The organism is Aphanizomenon flos-aquae FACHB-1287 (assembly GCF_014698755.1).
GTDB lineage: Bacteria > Cyanobacteriota > Cyanobacteriia > Cyanobacteriales > Nostocaceae > Dolichospermum > Dolichospermum flosaquae.
This window is the reverse complement of sequence record NZ_JACJTO010000048.1, coordinates 15,594-30,003: the sequence shown is the minus strand read 5'-3', so window position 1 is coordinate 30,003 and position 14,410 is coordinate 15,594. Positions and strand designations below refer to the sequence as shown.

14 protein-coding genes are annotated in these 14,410 nt (G+C 34.4%); 8 read left to right on the top strand and 6 right to left on the bottom strand.

Features of this window, described 5'->3' with window-relative positions; translation table 11 throughout:
- Window positions 1-69: 69 nt before the first annotated feature.
- Both H6G44_RS17705 and phaE read right to left on the bottom strand, forming a co-directional pair.
- On the bottom strand, window positions 70-414 hold the full coding sequence (locus H6G44_RS17705) for a hypothetical protein (protein WP_190387816.1): 345 nt from the start codon (window positions 412-414) through the stop codon (window positions 70-72).
- A gap of 59 nt (window positions 415-473) precedes the next feature.
- Window positions 474-1,505, bottom strand: a complete 1,032-nt coding sequence (phaE, locus tag H6G44_RS17700) for a class III poly(R)-hydroxyalkanoic acid synthase subunit PhaE (protein WP_190387817.1) — start codon at window positions 1,503-1,505, stop codon at window positions 474-476.
- Window positions 1,506-1,907: 402 nt separating this feature from the next.
- Here phaE and H6G44_RS17695 point away from each other — a divergent pair, with 402 nt between their 5' ends.
- From H6G44_RS17695 to H6G44_RS17665, 7 genes are all read left to right on the top strand, one after another.
- Window positions 1,908-2,657, top strand: a complete 750-nt coding sequence (locus tag H6G44_RS17695; RefSeq protein ID WP_190387818.1) for an SDR family oxidoreductase — start codon at window positions 1,908-1,910, stop codon at window positions 2,655-2,657.
- A gap of 267 nt (window positions 2,658-2,924) precedes the next feature.
- On the top strand, window positions 2,925-3,953 hold the full coding sequence (locus H6G44_RS17690) for a phosphoribulokinase (protein ID WP_190387819.1): 1,029 nt from the start codon (window positions 2,925-2,927) through the stop codon (window positions 3,951-3,953).
- Between the two features lie 3 nt (window positions 3,954-3,956).
- Window positions 3,957-4,400, top strand: a complete 444-nt coding sequence (locus H6G44_RS17685; RefSeq protein ID WP_190387820.1) for a hydrogenase maturation protease — start codon at window positions 3,957-3,959, stop codon at window positions 4,398-4,400.
- Window positions 4,401-4,410: 10 nt separating this feature from the next.
- Window positions 4,411-7,179, top strand: a complete 2,769-nt coding sequence (locus H6G44_RS17680; protein WP_190387821.1) for a bifunctional acetate--CoA ligase family protein/GNAT family N-acetyltransferase — start codon at window positions 4,411-4,413, stop codon at window positions 7,177-7,179.
- 116 nt (window positions 7,180-7,295) lie between these two features.
- The gene (locus H6G44_RS17675) at window positions 7,296-8,708 is read left to right on the top strand and encodes a glycosyltransferase (protein WP_190387822.1); all 1,413 of its coding nucleotides are present in this window, start codon (window positions 7,296-7,298) and stop codon (window positions 8,706-8,708) included.
- A gap of 144 nt (window positions 8,709-8,852) precedes the next feature.
- Complete coding sequence (locus tag H6G44_RS17670) at window positions 8,853-9,077, top strand: type II toxin-antitoxin system HicA family toxin (protein WP_190387823.1); 225 nt, start codon at window positions 8,853-8,855, stop codon at window positions 9,075-9,077.
- Window positions 9,074-9,298, top strand: coding sequence for a type II toxin-antitoxin system HicB family antitoxin (locus H6G44_RS17665; protein ID WP_190387824.1), 225 nt, complete (start codon window positions 9,074-9,076; stop codon window positions 9,296-9,298). Before H6G44_RS17670 ends, H6G44_RS17665 begins: the two co-directional genes overlap by 4 nt.
- Window positions 9,299-9,373: 75 nt before the next feature.
- On the opposite strand, the gene H6G44_RS17660 is transcribed toward H6G44_RS17665, so the two are convergent.
- Window positions 9,374-10,138, bottom strand: coding sequence for a hypothetical protein (locus H6G44_RS17660; protein WP_190387825.1), 765 nt, complete (start codon window positions 10,136-10,138; stop codon window positions 9,374-9,376).
- Window positions 10,139-10,140: 2 nt separating this feature from the next.
- Window positions 10,141-12,552 (bottom strand): N-6 DNA methylase, encoded by a 2,412-nt coding sequence (locus tag H6G44_RS17655; protein ID WP_190387826.1) that lies wholly within the window; start codon window positions 12,550-12,552, stop codon window positions 10,141-10,143.
- A 180-nt stretch (window positions 12,553-12,732) separates the two neighbouring features.
- On the opposite strand from H6G44_RS17655, the gene H6G44_RS17650 reads away from it, so the two are divergent.
- Window positions 12,733-12,951 carry an addiction module protein gene (locus H6G44_RS17650; RefSeq protein WP_190387827.1) on the top strand — a complete coding sequence of 73 codons (219 nt, stop codon included), beginning with the start codon at window positions 12,733-12,735 and terminating at the stop codon, window positions 12,949-12,951.
- Between the two features lie 31 nt (window positions 12,952-12,982).
- Here H6G44_RS17650 and H6G44_RS17645 read toward each other — a convergent pair whose 3' ends face one another.
- Complete coding sequence (locus tag H6G44_RS17645; RefSeq protein WP_190387828.1) at window positions 12,983-13,237, bottom strand: UPF0175 family protein; 255 nt, start codon at window positions 13,235-13,237, stop codon at window positions 12,983-12,985.
- A gap of 215 nt (window positions 13,238-13,452) precedes the next feature.
- Entirely contained in the window at window positions 13,453-14,313 is an 861-nt protein-coding gene (locus H6G44_RS17640) for an Rpn family recombination-promoting nuclease/putative transposase (protein WP_190387829.1), read from the bottom strand.
- Between the last annotated feature and the right edge of the window lie 97 nt (window positions 14,314-14,410).

Below are 14,410 nucleotides of genomic sequence, written 5' to 3'. Positions count from 1 at the left end.
GGTTAATGCTATTACTGATGAAAATGCTCTCAATTGGTTTAATCATTGTGGATTGTTTTTTGACCCTATTTAGATAGCTATTCTTGTACTGGACTTGATATCAAACTGCTGTAAGTAAATATCTAACCCTAATTTCAGTAAATTGGCTACTAATGATCGTCCTTCTTGCAAATCCACTATAAATGGACGATTTACCAAGCCATACACCATCAATAATGGTACAGGATGAGGATTTTCGACCTGAGATTTAAACCGATAAAGAATCACTTTATCTTCTTGATATAGGATTTCTTTTGGTGATACACCACTTTCGATATCTTTTTCCCGTAATCGGCTTAAATTGTCTATTCCTTTGATAATTTTCTGGGTAATATCTGTATTTTGAAAATGCAATTGAGTTAAAAACGGTAGCATAATTTTAGGTTTACTCCCTCAATATTTTCTCGGAATTTGCAATATGTACTACGGATAAATTACGCCAATGTCGGCTCATCTTTTCCGACATTTTTTTGATTAGTTTCGTATTGAGCAACTATTTTTTTCAGCCGTTTAACTTCCTTACGTAGCTCATACATACTTTTGTGAATTTCATCCACTTCGCTACGCAGTGGTAAATTCATCATTTTCATGGAAACTTCCATTAAATCTTGTTGTTGAATACGATAAGAATTTAACGCATTTAAGAAGTTACCCCGAATCTTCATATTTTCTTCCTCAAGAAAAGCCTTTTCAAAAACATCATCAGCGACTTCACTCCAAATCTTTTGAAATTCACGCCAGTCTTTTATAGATTTGCCTTGTTCTGTTAATAAAACTAACTTTTTCATCAAAGCTTCAAAGGATTTAACTTGAATATCTCCTAAAATTATTTGATAATTAATACTGGCTTTGTAGAGATTTCTCCAGGATTCAAACCCGGCAAGAATTTTACCATTAAGTTCTCTATATATTCCCAGTAAAGGTGTCTGCATTAAAGAGCCAAAACTCTTTTCATAGAAAAGATTTGAATACAGATCATTTAACTCAATTAAAGCAGAACTTTTACCCATTACTGTTTTAATTAAGGTTTCTTGAAACACTCCTGAAGGATCTATCCAAAACTGGTTAAATTTCTGTACTTGTTGTAGATAAACTTGCCACAATTCAGTATTATACTGACTGATTTTTATGGCTGATATGGAGAAATTTGTAAATTGCTCCTGCATTTGGGCAATGAATTTTGTTAAAATCTGTTGCCAGTTGTCTCCTGGTTCAATTTTAGGAAAAATATCTTTCCAGGTATCTACAGATAATTTGAGAAACCGAATTACTAATTCCTGATTATCTAATACTTTTTGATTTAATTCTGACATCTCTGGCACACTATAACTGCTGGTTGTAACTGTAGGTACTACACTGATTAAATTAAACCAGTTTTTCCACATTAATAAGCCTGTTTCTGTCCAAATATTGACGGTATTCGTTGCCATTTCAGTCCAATCTTTATTAAGATTTGAGTCGGTCATTTTGACCTCCATTTAAGGATTTATATTCTTTTTATCCTGCGATTATAGCAGTTTTTAAGGAAGTTAATATGGCTGAAATTTCATATTAACGGTGGTATACCTAATCATGAGGATAACCAAAAATGCTACTTAATGTAACTGAAAAAGTCCTTATTATCAGTGTTGCTATCAAAAATCTATCTTTTGGACTATAGCCAAACAACTGCACTAAGCAGGTTTAATCCTCGGTTTTACGGCTGTTTTTCTTGCTGGTGAGTTAGCCAGTAGCATTACCAGACTAGTTATTTATATTAATGCAGGTTATTCAATTATGGGGATGTGGTTAGATAAATAGCTATGCAAAATTAATTGTATATCGCAATGCTTATTCTATTAAAAAAATTTATTAAGGAGATATGAACTATGAAAAAATTTGAAAATAAAGTGGTTTTAGTTACAGGTGCTAGTTCTGGTATTGGTCGAGCCACAGCAGTTGCTTTTGCTAAAGAAGGGGCAAAAGTTATCGTTGCAGCCCGTAGGGTTAAAGAAGGGGGAGAAACTGTTGAATTAATCAAACAAGTAGGTAGTGAAGGTCTTTTTATTCAAACTGATGTTACTCAAGAAGAACAGGTAAAAAACTTAATAGAAAAAATCGTTGAAATCTATGGTCGTGTTGATTGTGCTTTTAATAATGCTGGTTGTTTGACTGTAAATTCAATTACAGAGGAAACTGTTGAAAATTATGAGCAAGTCTTTAATGTTAATGTTAAAGGTGTATTTCTTTGTCTGAAATATGAAATATCTCAAATGTTAAAGCAGGGAGGGGGAACAATTGTTAATTGTGCTTCAATTTTGGGGTTAACTGGTTTATCTCCTACACATCTTTATTCAGCTAGTAAACACGCGGTATTAGGGTTAACTAAAACAGTAGCTTTAGAAGTTGCTCAATCAAATATTCGTGTTAATGCAGTATGTCCGGGGGTGATTGATACAGATTTGGCTCGTCCTTTCTTTTCTATTCCTTTTTATCGAGAATTTATTAATAAACATCCTATGGGTAGAGTCGGAAAAGAAGAAGAAGTTGCTAATGTAGTAGTTTTTCTTTGTTCAGATCAGGCTTCTTTTATTACGGGAGAACACCTTGTTATAGACGGAGGTTTTATGGCTCAATAAATATTAACACTTACGCAAATAAAACTCATTATCACTATATATATAGTGGTGAATAAATAGCTAATTAATATATTCAATATATAGAGTATTTGCGTAAGTTATTAATAAGTTTCTCAAGAAATTTGAGAACCAGGAAAATGACCTATAGTTTTCTGCTCTCATGGGGTACAAAATTGAATATAAACTCTTGTGGTGCGGGCATCTTTCCTACTAGATATGTACCTCATAACATCGGGAAGTGCTGTAAAATGAAAAGGATTAAAAATCATGGTACAAATACCAAACACAGAAAAAGAAAAAACTAATTTCACTAAACCAACTTGTGCTAGTTTTCGTAACCTACTTAAAGAATTAAAACAACCCGTCATTATTGGTATTGCTGGTGATAGTGGTAGTGGCAAAACTACTTATACCAATAGAATCGAAAAATTAATTGGTAGCGATTTAGTTAAAACTATTGCTATGGATGGCTATCATAAAGAAGATCGGGATGAACGTTCTATTAGTGGTATACTTCCTCTAGATCCCAATGCTAATCATCTAGACTTATTAGCTCATCATCTCAATCAACTTAAAGAAGGAAAAGTCGCTTATATTCCTATTTACAATCATAACACAGGTCAATTTGATGCGCCAGTAGCCTTAGAACCTACTCCAATTGTGATTATAGAAGGATTACACGCGCTCTATCCAGAATTATTGTCCTTTCTCGATTTCAGAATCTATGTTGATCCAGAATATGCGATTAAATGGGATTGGAAATATGAGCGAGATGTCAATCAAAGGGGACATTCCACAGAAGCCTTAGAAAAGGAAATGCTGAAAAGGGCTGCTGCTTATAAACATTGGCTTGAGTTTCAAGAAATAAATGCCGACATAGTAATCAAGCTTTATTATAGTCAAATTGCAGATTTAGCTCATCCTCAATACACAAGAAAATCACCTGCTGGATGTCTGAAAGTGGAACTAATTGTTGAACCCTCAGAATCTCCTTTACCTAGTCTTCCTCTACCTTTTAATTTGGGAGCAATATTAAGTAATAATCATTGTCCTTTTCTATTGTCTGCTGTTCCCAGTATTTTTTGGGGAAGAAAAGTTATGTGTATTCAAATGGATGGTATGTTTCCCCAAGAAACCATAGCTAATCTTGAAGAGCAAATTATTAATTTTACAGGTATTGCTTTAGATGAAGGTATATCTCGTGTAGAACAAAAATGTATTGGTTCAAGTGAATTATCTCAACTATTAGTAATTTGGCGGTTTCTAGAACAAGTAAATTATAAAAATCAACTATAAATTATGTTAACTACATTGGTGATTGGTTATGGTAATGATTTACGTGGTGATGATGCCATTGGACAACAAGTAGCAAAGGCTATAAAATATTGTTATTTATCATCTGTACAATCCATTGCAGTTCATCAATTAACACCAGACTTAGCTGCATTTTTAGCAAATGTCAAATTAGGAATTTTTGTTGATGCTTGTGTCAATTCCCAATCTAATCAGGTGCAGGTACAATTATTATTACCGTCTGATTTGAATATTATCAATACTCATATTAGTCATCCATCATCCCTACTTGCTTTTTCTCAAATTCTCTATGGTTATTCTCCTCCAGCATGGTTAATTTCAGTTCCAGGAGTGAATTTTGAAATCAGCGATCGCATTTCACCAACAGCAGAAAAAGGTATAGTAATTGCTATATTTAAAATTATGCAAATTCTCAATACAAGCAAATAAAAAGGTAATCATGGAAGCACCTATTAAACCAATCACTAACAAGCCTTATAATATTTTTTATCCAGAGAAATTAAACCCATTAGATGCGATTTTTTCACCTAACACTGTTGCCGTTATTGGTGCGAGTCAAAAACCCGGAAGTGTGGGACGAAATCTACTTTGGAACTTAATAACTAATCCCTTTGGAGGAACAGTTTTTCCCGTGAATCCTCACCATTCTAATATATTAGGAATTAAAGCTTATCCTAGTATATTTGATGTTCCTGAAAAAATAGATTTAGCTGTTATTGCTACCCCTGCATCTACAGTCCCAAAAATTATTTCTGATTGCGTTGACGCTGGAATTAAAGGAGCAATTATTATTTCTGCTGGATTTAAAGAAATAGGTGAAAAAGGTCGAGATTTAGAACAGGAAATTTTGCAAAAAGCCCACCAAGAGAAAATTAGAATTATTGGACCAAATTGTTTAGGAGTAATGAATCCAATTTCCGGTTTAAATGCTACATTTGCTAGTAGAAGGGCACTACCAGGAACAGTTGGTTTTATTAGTCAAAGTGGAGCATTATGTACATCAGTTCTCGATTGGAGTTTACAGGAAAATGTTGGTTTTAGTGCCTTCATTTCCATTGGTTCAATGTTAGATATTGGCTGGGGAGATTTAATTTATTATCTTGGAGATGATCCCCATACTAAAAGTATTATAATTTATATGGAATCTATTGGCAATGCCCGTTCTTTTCTGTCAGCAGCGCGAGAAGTGGCCTTAATAAAACCCATAATTGTCATTAAAGCTGGTCATACTGAAGCCGCAGCTAAAGCCGCAGCTTCTCACACAGGTACATTAACAGGAAATGATGCTGTTCTAGATGCAGCTTTTCGCCGTTGTGGAGTATTACGAGTTAATAGTATTTCTGATTTATTTGATATGTCAGAAGTATTAGCAAAACAACCCCGTCCCCAAGGTTCACGATTAACGATTTTAACTAATGCTGGTGGTCCAGGAGTGTTAGCAACAGATGCTTTAATTGAAAATGGTGGACAATTAGCAATAATTTCTCCCGAAATTATGAAGTCTCTCAATCAAATTTTACCCCCGCAATGGAGTCATAATAATCCTATTGATATTTTAGGAGATGCTGATTCCCAACGTTATCAAAAAGCCTTAGAAATTGTTGCAAAAGACCCCAATAGTGATGGATTATTAGTGATTTTAACACCTCAAGCAATGACAGATCCTGCCCAAATAGCCGAACAATTAAAACCCTACTCACAAATGTCGAATAAACCGATTTTAGCTAGTTGGATGGGTGGTACTGATGTAGCTGTGGGACAACAAATTCTTAACCGTCAAGGTATTCCCACTTATGCTTATCCCGATACAGCAGCGCGGGTATTTAGTTATATGTGGAAGTCAAGTTATAACCTTCGTGGTATTTATGAAACTCCAGTTTTACCGACATTAAATTCTGATGTTAATACTCGTAATTGTGCCATAGTTGATAATATTATTCAAGCCGCTAGAACAGCAAAAAGAACAATTCTCACGGAATTTGAATCTAAGGAAATTTTAGCCGCTTATGGTATTCCTGTGGTTGCTAGTTACATTGCCCAAAGTGCAGATAAAGCAGTTGAATGTGCAGAAAATCTGGGTTATCCTGTTGTTTTAAAACTTTATTCTCAAACAATTACCCATAAAAGTGATGTGGGTGGTGTTCATTTAAATCTCCAAAATGCAGAATCGGTAAAACGGGCTTATCAAAATATTGAAACATCAATAAAACAGAAAGCAGAAATCGCCGATTTTCTCGGCGTTACCGTACAAAAAATGGTAAAAAATAATGGTTATGAATTGATTATTGGTAGTAGTTTAGATCCACAATTTGGACCAGTATTATTATTTGGGACTGGGGGACAATTAGTAGAAGTTTTTCAAGACAGTTCCATTGCAATTCCACCTTTGAATACTACCTTAGCACAACGGATGATGGAACAAACTAAAATTTATACAGCATTGCAAGGAGTTAGAGGACAAAAAAGTATTAATATCCCCGATCTGGCACAATTAATGGTAGAATTTAGTCAATTAGTTGTGGAACAACCAGAGATTAAAGAAATTGATATTAATCCATTGTTGGCTTTTCCACCAACTCCAGAAAATTCTAGAGGATTAATTGCTTTAGATGCGCGAATAGTTTTACATTCTGCTGATATTAAAAAATATCAATTACCAAAATTAGCCATTTGTCCCTATCCTAGTCAATATATTAGTAATTGGAACTTGAAAAATGGTACATCAATTACCATTCGTCCTATTCGTCCCGAAGATGAACCATTAATGGTAGAATTTCATAAAACCCTATCAGAAGAAAGTGTTTATTTCCGTTATTTTCATCTCATTAAATTGAGTCAACGCATTACCCATGAACGACTAACACGAATATGTTTTATTGACTATGATCGAGAAATGGCTTTAGTTGCAGAATACCAAAATCCTGAAATAGAAAATAGGCAAATATTAGCCGTAGGAAGATTAAGTAAATTACATGGCAGTAATGCAGCAGAATTTGCTATGTTAGTAAGTGATAAATACCAACATCAAGGTTTAGGGACAGAATTACTCCGCAAATTGTTAGAAGTTGGTAAAAATGAGAAAAATTGCTGTATCTATGCTGATATTTTAGTTGATAATTTAGGTATGCAGCGAATATGTGAAAAACTTGGTTTCCAAATCACAAATACAAGTGATACAACAGTATTGAGGGCAGAAATTAAACTTTAAATGGGGTTGGCTGAAAAATTTTTCAGTCAGTTATAATTAGGGGGACAGAAATCTGTTACAGTATTATTCTGTAAATAAAAGCTACATAGCATAGATGTTTTTGAATGATGTAACCTATGCCGGCGAATTTCTGTCCTGAAAATGATGCTGATAACGGAAATTCTGATCCCCTGGATTCTATCTTTGCTGACCTGTCAGTAGATGAAGAATCAGAAATAAGGACAGATTCCGTGTCTCTACCACCAGCCCGATTTCAAGGCCGTAGAGGCAAAGCTGCTCTAGTTTTAACTATAGTCTGGAGTGGCACTATTACCCTGCACTTAGTCTCTTGGGGTTCAATATTTGTCCTGGGACTGACAACAATGCTAGGGGTTCACGCTTTGGGGATTATGTTCGCAAAATCCCGCTACCATTCCCACAAAATGGAGGGAGATTTGCCCTTTGTTTCTGTTTTGGTGGCAGCTAAAAATGAAGAAGCAGTAATTACCAGATTAGTCAAAAATTTGTGTAATTTAGAATACGGTAATGGTCAATATGAAGTCTGGATTATTGATGATAATAGTACAGACAACACACCTCAATTATTAGCCCAACTCAAGCAGGAATATCAACAACTAAATGTATTTAGACGTGATCCTGATGCTAGTGGTGGCAAATCAGGAGCATTAAATCAAGTATTACCGCTGACAAGGGGAGAGATTATTGCTGTATTTGATGCTGATGCTCAAGTTACACCAGATTTACTATTACAAATAGTTCCGTTGTTTCAAAAAGAACGGGTAGGGGCGGTACAAATGCGTAAAGCGATCGCCAATGCTAAGGAAAATTTTTGGACTAAGGGACAAATGGCGGAAATGTTGTTGGATATTTGGTTTCAAGAACAGCGCACTGCTATTGGTGGGATTGGTGAACTTCGAGGTAATGGTCAATTTGTCCGTCGTCAAGCGTTAGCAAGTTGCGGTGGTTGGAATGAGGAAACTATCACCGATGATCTGGATTTAACTATCCGTTTACATCTGGATAAATGGGATATTGAATGCGTTTTTTATCCGCCGGTGCAAGAAGAAGGTGTTACTAATGCTACAGCCCTTTGGCATCAACGTAACCGATGGGCAGAAGGTGGTTATCAACGTTATTTAGACTACTGGGATCTGATCCTCCAAAACCGTATGGGGACAAGGAAAACCTGGGATTTGTTGATCTTTATGGTGACAATGTATATTTTGCCAACAGCAGCAATACCAGATATTTTAATGGCGATCGCTCGTCATCGTCCACCTATGTTAAGTTCTGTAACTGGCTTTTCTCTGGGAATGTCAGTAGTCGGAATGTTTGCTGGTTTAAAGAACGTCCGTTCCGATCAACAATTCAAACCATCTACCTATTTAATGGTACTTTTACAAACCCTTCGCGGCAGTTTATATATGTTGCATTGGTTAGTAGTTATGAGTAGCACAACGGCGCGAATGTCTTTCCGACCAAAACGCCTCAAATGGGTAAAAACTGTCCATACAGGTGTTGAGAAATAAGGAAATAAAAACCATAAATTTTGCAGGGTGAAGGATGAATTTTTTATCCTTCATTTTTTTGTGAATAATCTTAATATTTATCTTCTTCATCCCTACATCTTGTATACTACTTGCGGTTAAATTAGTAGTGCATTAGTATGAGATATGCCTAAGAAAATCCGAGAATTAAAAAGCTTATTACTTCAAGCTGGGTTTACCTGTCGGACTGGGAAAGGCAGTCATACTAACTGGTATCATCCCTTACTTAGTGGGAGAGTTACTATATCAGGTAAAGATGGAAAAGACGCTAAAGAATATCAGGAAAAAGATGTTAGTAATGCTATCAAAAGAATAGAAGAAATTAAAAAGGTTCAAGAGGAAGAAGAATGAGCTATTATTACACGATAATTATTCAGTGGTCTCAAGAAGATAAATGTTTTGTTGTCAGTCTGCCTGAATGGGGGGAGTTTTGTCATACACATGGAGACACATATCAAGAAGCTTTAGACAATGCTCAGGAAGTCTTAGAAATGTTAATCGAATCTTGTTTACAAGATGGTGAAACCCTTCCAGAACCAAAAACTTTAGGTAAGTCTTTATCAGCAGCTTAATTTTTACGAGACTTACACAAATGGTACAAAATTTCATCCTTCATTTTTTTGTATTGGCAACCAAATGTTCAAAGTTTATCTGACACCGGAAACGTACCTTAGTTGTTCCTGGATGTACTGAATGCAGCCCTCTAGCCAACATAATAAACTATCTTTATCAATATCAAATCTATGTTTTCCTCCTTTTTCATGCCATTGAGATGCCATAGCAAAGTGAAATTTAGTTGAATCATCCCAGTCTTTTTGTTCTTTTAAATCAGAATTTTCATCTGCGAAATTATTTGGTTCTGTTGATGCTCCAAAATCTTGTACTTCATTAGATTTAAGTAAAGACTCAAAGCTTAATTTTTCTGAAGTATCAAAATCTCTCATTAGAAATGATTTATAAATATGCCAATGAGGTTGTGCATGGTTATTATCATCCTTTAATACATCCCATTCTGCACGAAATAATGGCTCTTTATCCTCAGTAGCTAATCCTTTAAAAACTCTTATACTGACACCTGAAAACTGGAAACTTTCGGGTTTAACATTTGACTTAGACTTATTAAGTATAGGCAAAAATGTTAAAGATATATTTATCCAGTAGGTATAAGACAGAATTTCTGGTAATAACCGAATTACACGATGTTTATTGCCTCTATCATCAGTAGCAAATACAATACCTGATTTATTATTAGTAAGTTCATAAATATAACGCTTTGAGTCTTTTTGCAATTCTATAAATTCTAATTCTTTAACATTCAATACGGGTTTAATACGATTTGTACACAACTGTAGGACTGTCTTAGCATCAGGAACGCAAAATGGTACTGCCTGTTGTCGAGATTTTTTTCCCATCCTTAAAATTCTGAGAGTGAAATTGTATTATCCGGTAGTTGATATAAAGATAGAACTATTTTATTTAGCACTTGGCTATCAAAATCTTCTCCAGAACTAATCAATTTACCAATTTTGTATAAAGATTCGAGGGCATTCAAATCCAAATTTTTAGCCATCAAATCAGGAATTGGCATATTGCTAATATATTTTTTTGACAAATCCCATTGACCGCCACCAATATGATTAGAAATAGAAGCCAGTAAGTTATTTATCAGTGAACAGGAAAGTATTGCAAGGTAGGCTAATCCGATCTTTTCAGGTAGTATATTTCCTTCTTTGGGAAACCAAGCAAATCCCTTTATCACGACATAACTACCAGAATCATCCCATGCAAAAGAACCTGCTTCACCAAAATGTGTGGAAACTAATTTTGGTTGCCTTTCCACCTGCCAAGTTCCATGTCTGCGAAGCATCCACCAGTTACTATCAGTTTTTCCTGGCTTAGATAAAATTTTTGGTTTACTTTCACGTAAATATTTATCGTAATAAGTTCCTACATATTTTTTGAGTTCATCCTCTGATTGAATTTTTGGTATATCTTCCCCATAAGGATAAAAAACATAAAATGTATCAAAAAGTCTTCCTATATTGATAGAGTCATTGATAATTACAGGTTTAAAAAAATTTTTTTCTTTTTTAGGCAAGGCTTCAAAATCATTTTTTTTCAAAATAAAAACTGAGTTTAAACCTGTTGATCCGCCTTCTCTAATTTCAAAAATATCTTTTACTTTTGAGAAATTTTCCAGTTTCTTTAATAAATTAAAAGCCTTATAAGAACGAGGCGACCAACTAATGAGATTTGTACTTAAAGAGGGATTTTCATAAATACTAAATCCATCCTGATCTATAATGTCAAAGGAATTTCTGCCACAGTAGTTATATTTACGCAAAGCACGTAAAAGACCAGAAGATGACTGTAAGCGATGATCAGCCCATAGAGAAAGTGTTGATTCACTTGTTTTAGGAGATTTACCCACTAAAACAGCACTATCTATCTGGGCATTTGAGAAAAGATGATGACTTCCTAATTTTCCAACTAAATAAATATCTACATGAGATATAACTGCCTGTCTGATTTTGAAGTGCGATTCTGCATCCAAAATAGAAGCAGGTAATATGCAACCAATTACACCTTTTGAAGGTAGGCTTTGCACTCCTTTCCACAAGAAAACACTTGAAAGATCAGGAGTTTTCTGCATTAATTTATTTAAAGATTGTTTTACCAACTCTTTTTGTTGTTTATCCATATTATTCCAGGATAAAAATGGAGGGTTCATCAAAACAATATCTGCATCAGCACTCCACTGATTCTGATCATTTAAAGAATCTCGATGTTGTATTTCTATCTCTACTGAAAACTTACTGTTTAACTTGTCTTTTTCATATAGAAGAATAAAGGTTGCCATGTCAATAGCTGCTGGTGAAATATCCCAACCCTCAAGCTTTACTCTTCCTTGATAGTTTTTCAAAGATAATTGTCTTAATACTTCTTTTAGAAAAACTCCAGATCCACAAGCGGGATCGAAAACTTTCAAGTAGGGTGGTAAATCACCTATTGCATTTAATACTTCTTCAACTAAAGTTCTAGCTATTGAAGGTGGTGTGTAATGTATTCCAATAAAATTAGTTTCTTTTTTAACATTGACAGGCTCAGGCAAAAACCCTGGTAGCAAGAGTTGCTCTTGGCTCAATGTATAAGCTTCATAATGTGCTTCTTGAAAGAGCGTACCTGAAGCATGACGGAGTAGTAGAGAAATATCAGGTTTTAAACCATAAAAGCTAGTTCCATCTTTTAGGGTGTTTACCAAAGATTCCCAATTTAAGTTATTAATTGAATGAATAATTGTTTGAATATCAGGAGATAATCCCCACTTTTTTATGTTTAATTGATTGCGATCATCATTATCCGCTACACAAGCAAGTAGATAAAGAAAAGCTCTTAAGGATTGTTGTCTATCAATATGATACCCTAGTATACCCCTGAGAATTCTAAATGTTCGTATCGCAAAGGAAATAATGGATAAATCTCTTGATGGTTGGTCTTTTTGTAGGTATTCGTAGAATTTTTCTAAATTATTTTCAACGCTTTTTTTCGTATAGCGTTCTAGAGCGGAAGGTTTGTTATCCCATCTATGAACTTCAACAAAATCATTAGAGACCCTAACGTAGTGACCAACATCTGAAGACCATGCTAAAGTTCGAGGATCTTCAACATCTGATTCAAGCCCTAAATCTAGACAAAAGTTACCAACTTTACCATTTAGAAGGATAAATTTCTCGCTTTCATTCTGAAGACCAAACAAAGGTACTGGAAGCAACCCAAGTTCAAGCTTCCAGGATTCAAGTGATTTAATCTCCAAACTACGATCCATGCCAATACTTGTCCTATCATAATACTTTTATTCAGTGTATGCTAAATTGAACTATTAGTATGTAAATCTTTACAAAGTTTTTTTGCATCTTGAGTAAAACTGATCAGTCTTAGGTAGTGATGCGATCGCTTATCCTAGAAAATAGATGTATGCCTTATCTTCCTATTGAGGTCAGTTAACATGGATATCAGTGTAACTTTAAATCAAATCAAAGCCCTGAGTATTGCAGATAGAATTCGGATTGTACAAGATATTTTAGAAAGTATAGCAGCAGAACAGGTTTATCCCGATTTAACAACAGCACAAAAACGAGAACTTGATCGTCGGATTAGTTATTATGAGACAAATCCAGATAATGTAATGACATGGCAAGAAATTAAAGCTTCAATTAGAGATTAAATAAGAAGTATTAATAACAATTTCACTGGTGTTAGGCATTTTCTATATCTGATAATAATTCCTCTGCACTTAAATCAATTAATGGCACTCCATAATCATTTAATTTGAGAATAAAAGTTACTCTCTCTACTCCCAGTAACGCCGCAGCCATACCAGAAGAAAGGCGTTTCATTTCATATAGTTTAACTGCTATAGCCCATTTTGCTTCTTGTTCAAACTGTTCTCTAGTTTTACCAACAGCATCAGGTAAAGTTTCGGGGTAGTTAATTTTGAGTTGCAAAGACATGATTTATTTTATAGCAAAAGTTGATCAAATAATAACAAAGATCATGATTAACTCAAAGTATACGGCGATATCTGGGTTGTGGTGCGATTCCTAGGTCGCGCTTCGCTATCGCTCCCTGAAATTAACTCAAAGTGTCAAGCGCTCCGTAGGAATCGCCTTCCGTGGGGTTAAAGTCGGTAATGCGATCGCCAAGTCTATCAATTGGCATGATTCACTCAAATTCTTTTAATAGTTTCATAAGATAAACCAGTTGATTCTGCAATAATTTCTATAGCTATATTTTGCTCTTTCAATGCTTTGGCAACCTTCTCAATGCCTTTCTCAATACCCTTCTCAATGCCCTTCTCAATACCGGACTTTTCACCTTCTTCAAAGGCTGTATCAAATACATTTTTCACCTCTAAATACTGGACTAAACTCTTCTTATATTGTTCATACTGCTCCACATTTAAGTGAGATATTTCCGCTATTTCAAACCCTTTCTGAAATATTGGTTCATTTAGTATTGCAGGTATATGATTAAAACTTTCTAAATTCTTCAAAAAATACAGCCATTTATCAAAATGCGTTATTAATTCATTTTCTTGTTTATTAAATAATGGCATTTGTAAAAATTTAAAGTTTAACTTATCAAAGAAAATATCACCATCTTGATCTTTTAGACATACATCGCGCCTAAATTTAGATGTTGTCTTTTCATCATACTCGAAATCTAAAATGGCGATAAAATAGACGGGTAGTAAAAAGAAATTCCAATCGCCTTTTTCTGATTGTTCACGAATGGGGAATGTAGAATAGAATAAAGCTCTATCTTTGAAATTCTTGATTTTTGCTTTTTGCATTTCCACAATAAACTTATCACCAGTTTTACTTTCACAGTAAATATCAAATATGGCTTTACGTTCTGCTATGGTATCAGCTAGATTTTCTGGATTTTTAAAGGTTAATTGTTGAATTTGATGATGTATTGGTAGAAGTTGATTAAGAAAATCAATGAGTAGATCTTTACTGCCTTCTTCTCCGAATAGTTTCTTAAAACCGAAATCTGTATAAGGATTAAAATATTTTGTGGACATAACTACTCCTCCAAGATTATTTTAATGAAATACTCGCTGAATAACTATGTATTTAGAAAACTCCGTCTAATATTTTCTGAATCAGAACATTAGTATC

What these genes read in the sequence shown, in the direction of transcription:
- H6G44_RS17680 (WP_190387821.1), top strand. Translation starts at nt 4,411, where the DNA reads ATGGAAGCACCTATTAAACCAATCACTAACAAGCCTTATAATATTTTT.
- H6G44_RS17675 (WP_190387822.1), top strand. Translation starts at nt 7,296, where the DNA reads ATGCCGGCGAATTTCTGTCCTGAAAATGATGCTGATAACGGAAATTCT.
- H6G44_RS17665 (WP_190387824.1), top strand. Translation starts at nt 9,074, where the DNA reads ATGAGCTATTATTACACGATAATTATTCAGTGGTCTCAAGAAGATAAA.
- H6G44_RS17695 (WP_190387818.1), top strand. Translation starts at nt 1,908, where the DNA reads ATGAAAAAATTTGAAAATAAAGTGGTTTTAGTTACAGGTGCTAGTTCT.
- H6G44_RS17655 (WP_190387826.1), bottom strand. Translation starts at nt 12,552, where the DNA reads ATGGATCGTAGTTTGGAGATTAAATCACTTGAATCCTGGAAGCTTGAA.
- phaE (WP_190387817.1), bottom strand. Translation starts at nt 1,505, where the DNA reads ATGACCGACTCAAATCTTAATAAAGATTGGACTGAAATGGCAACGAAT.
- H6G44_RS17640 (WP_190387829.1), bottom strand. Translation starts at nt 14,313, where the DNA reads ATGTCCACAAAATATTTTAATCCTTATACAGATTTCGGTTTTAAGAAA.
- H6G44_RS17690 (WP_190387819.1), top strand. Translation starts at nt 2,925, where the DNA reads ATGGTACAAATACCAAACACAGAAAAAGAAAAAACTAATTTCACTAAA.
- H6G44_RS17705 (WP_190387816.1), bottom strand. Translation starts at nt 414, where the DNA reads ATGCTACCGTTTTTAACTCAATTGCATTTTCAAAATACAGATATTACC.
- H6G44_RS17660 (WP_190387825.1), bottom strand. Translation starts at nt 10,138, where the DNA reads ATGGGAAAAAAATCTCGACAACAGGCAGTACCATTTTGCGTTCCTGAT.
- H6G44_RS17685 (WP_190387820.1), top strand. Translation starts at nt 3,957, where the DNA reads ATGTTAACTACATTGGTGATTGGTTATGGTAATGATTTACGTGGTGAT.
- H6G44_RS17645 (WP_190387828.1), bottom strand. Translation starts at nt 13,237, where the DNA reads ATGTCTTTGCAACTCAAAATTAACTACCCCGAAACTTTACCTGATGCT.
- H6G44_RS17650 (WP_190387827.1), top strand. Translation starts at nt 12,733, where the DNA reads ATGGATATCAGTGTAACTTTAAATCAAATCAAAGCCCTGAGTATTGCA.
- H6G44_RS17670 (WP_190387823.1), top strand. Translation starts at nt 8,853, where the DNA reads ATGCCTAAGAAAATCCGAGAATTAAAAAGCTTATTACTTCAAGCTGGG.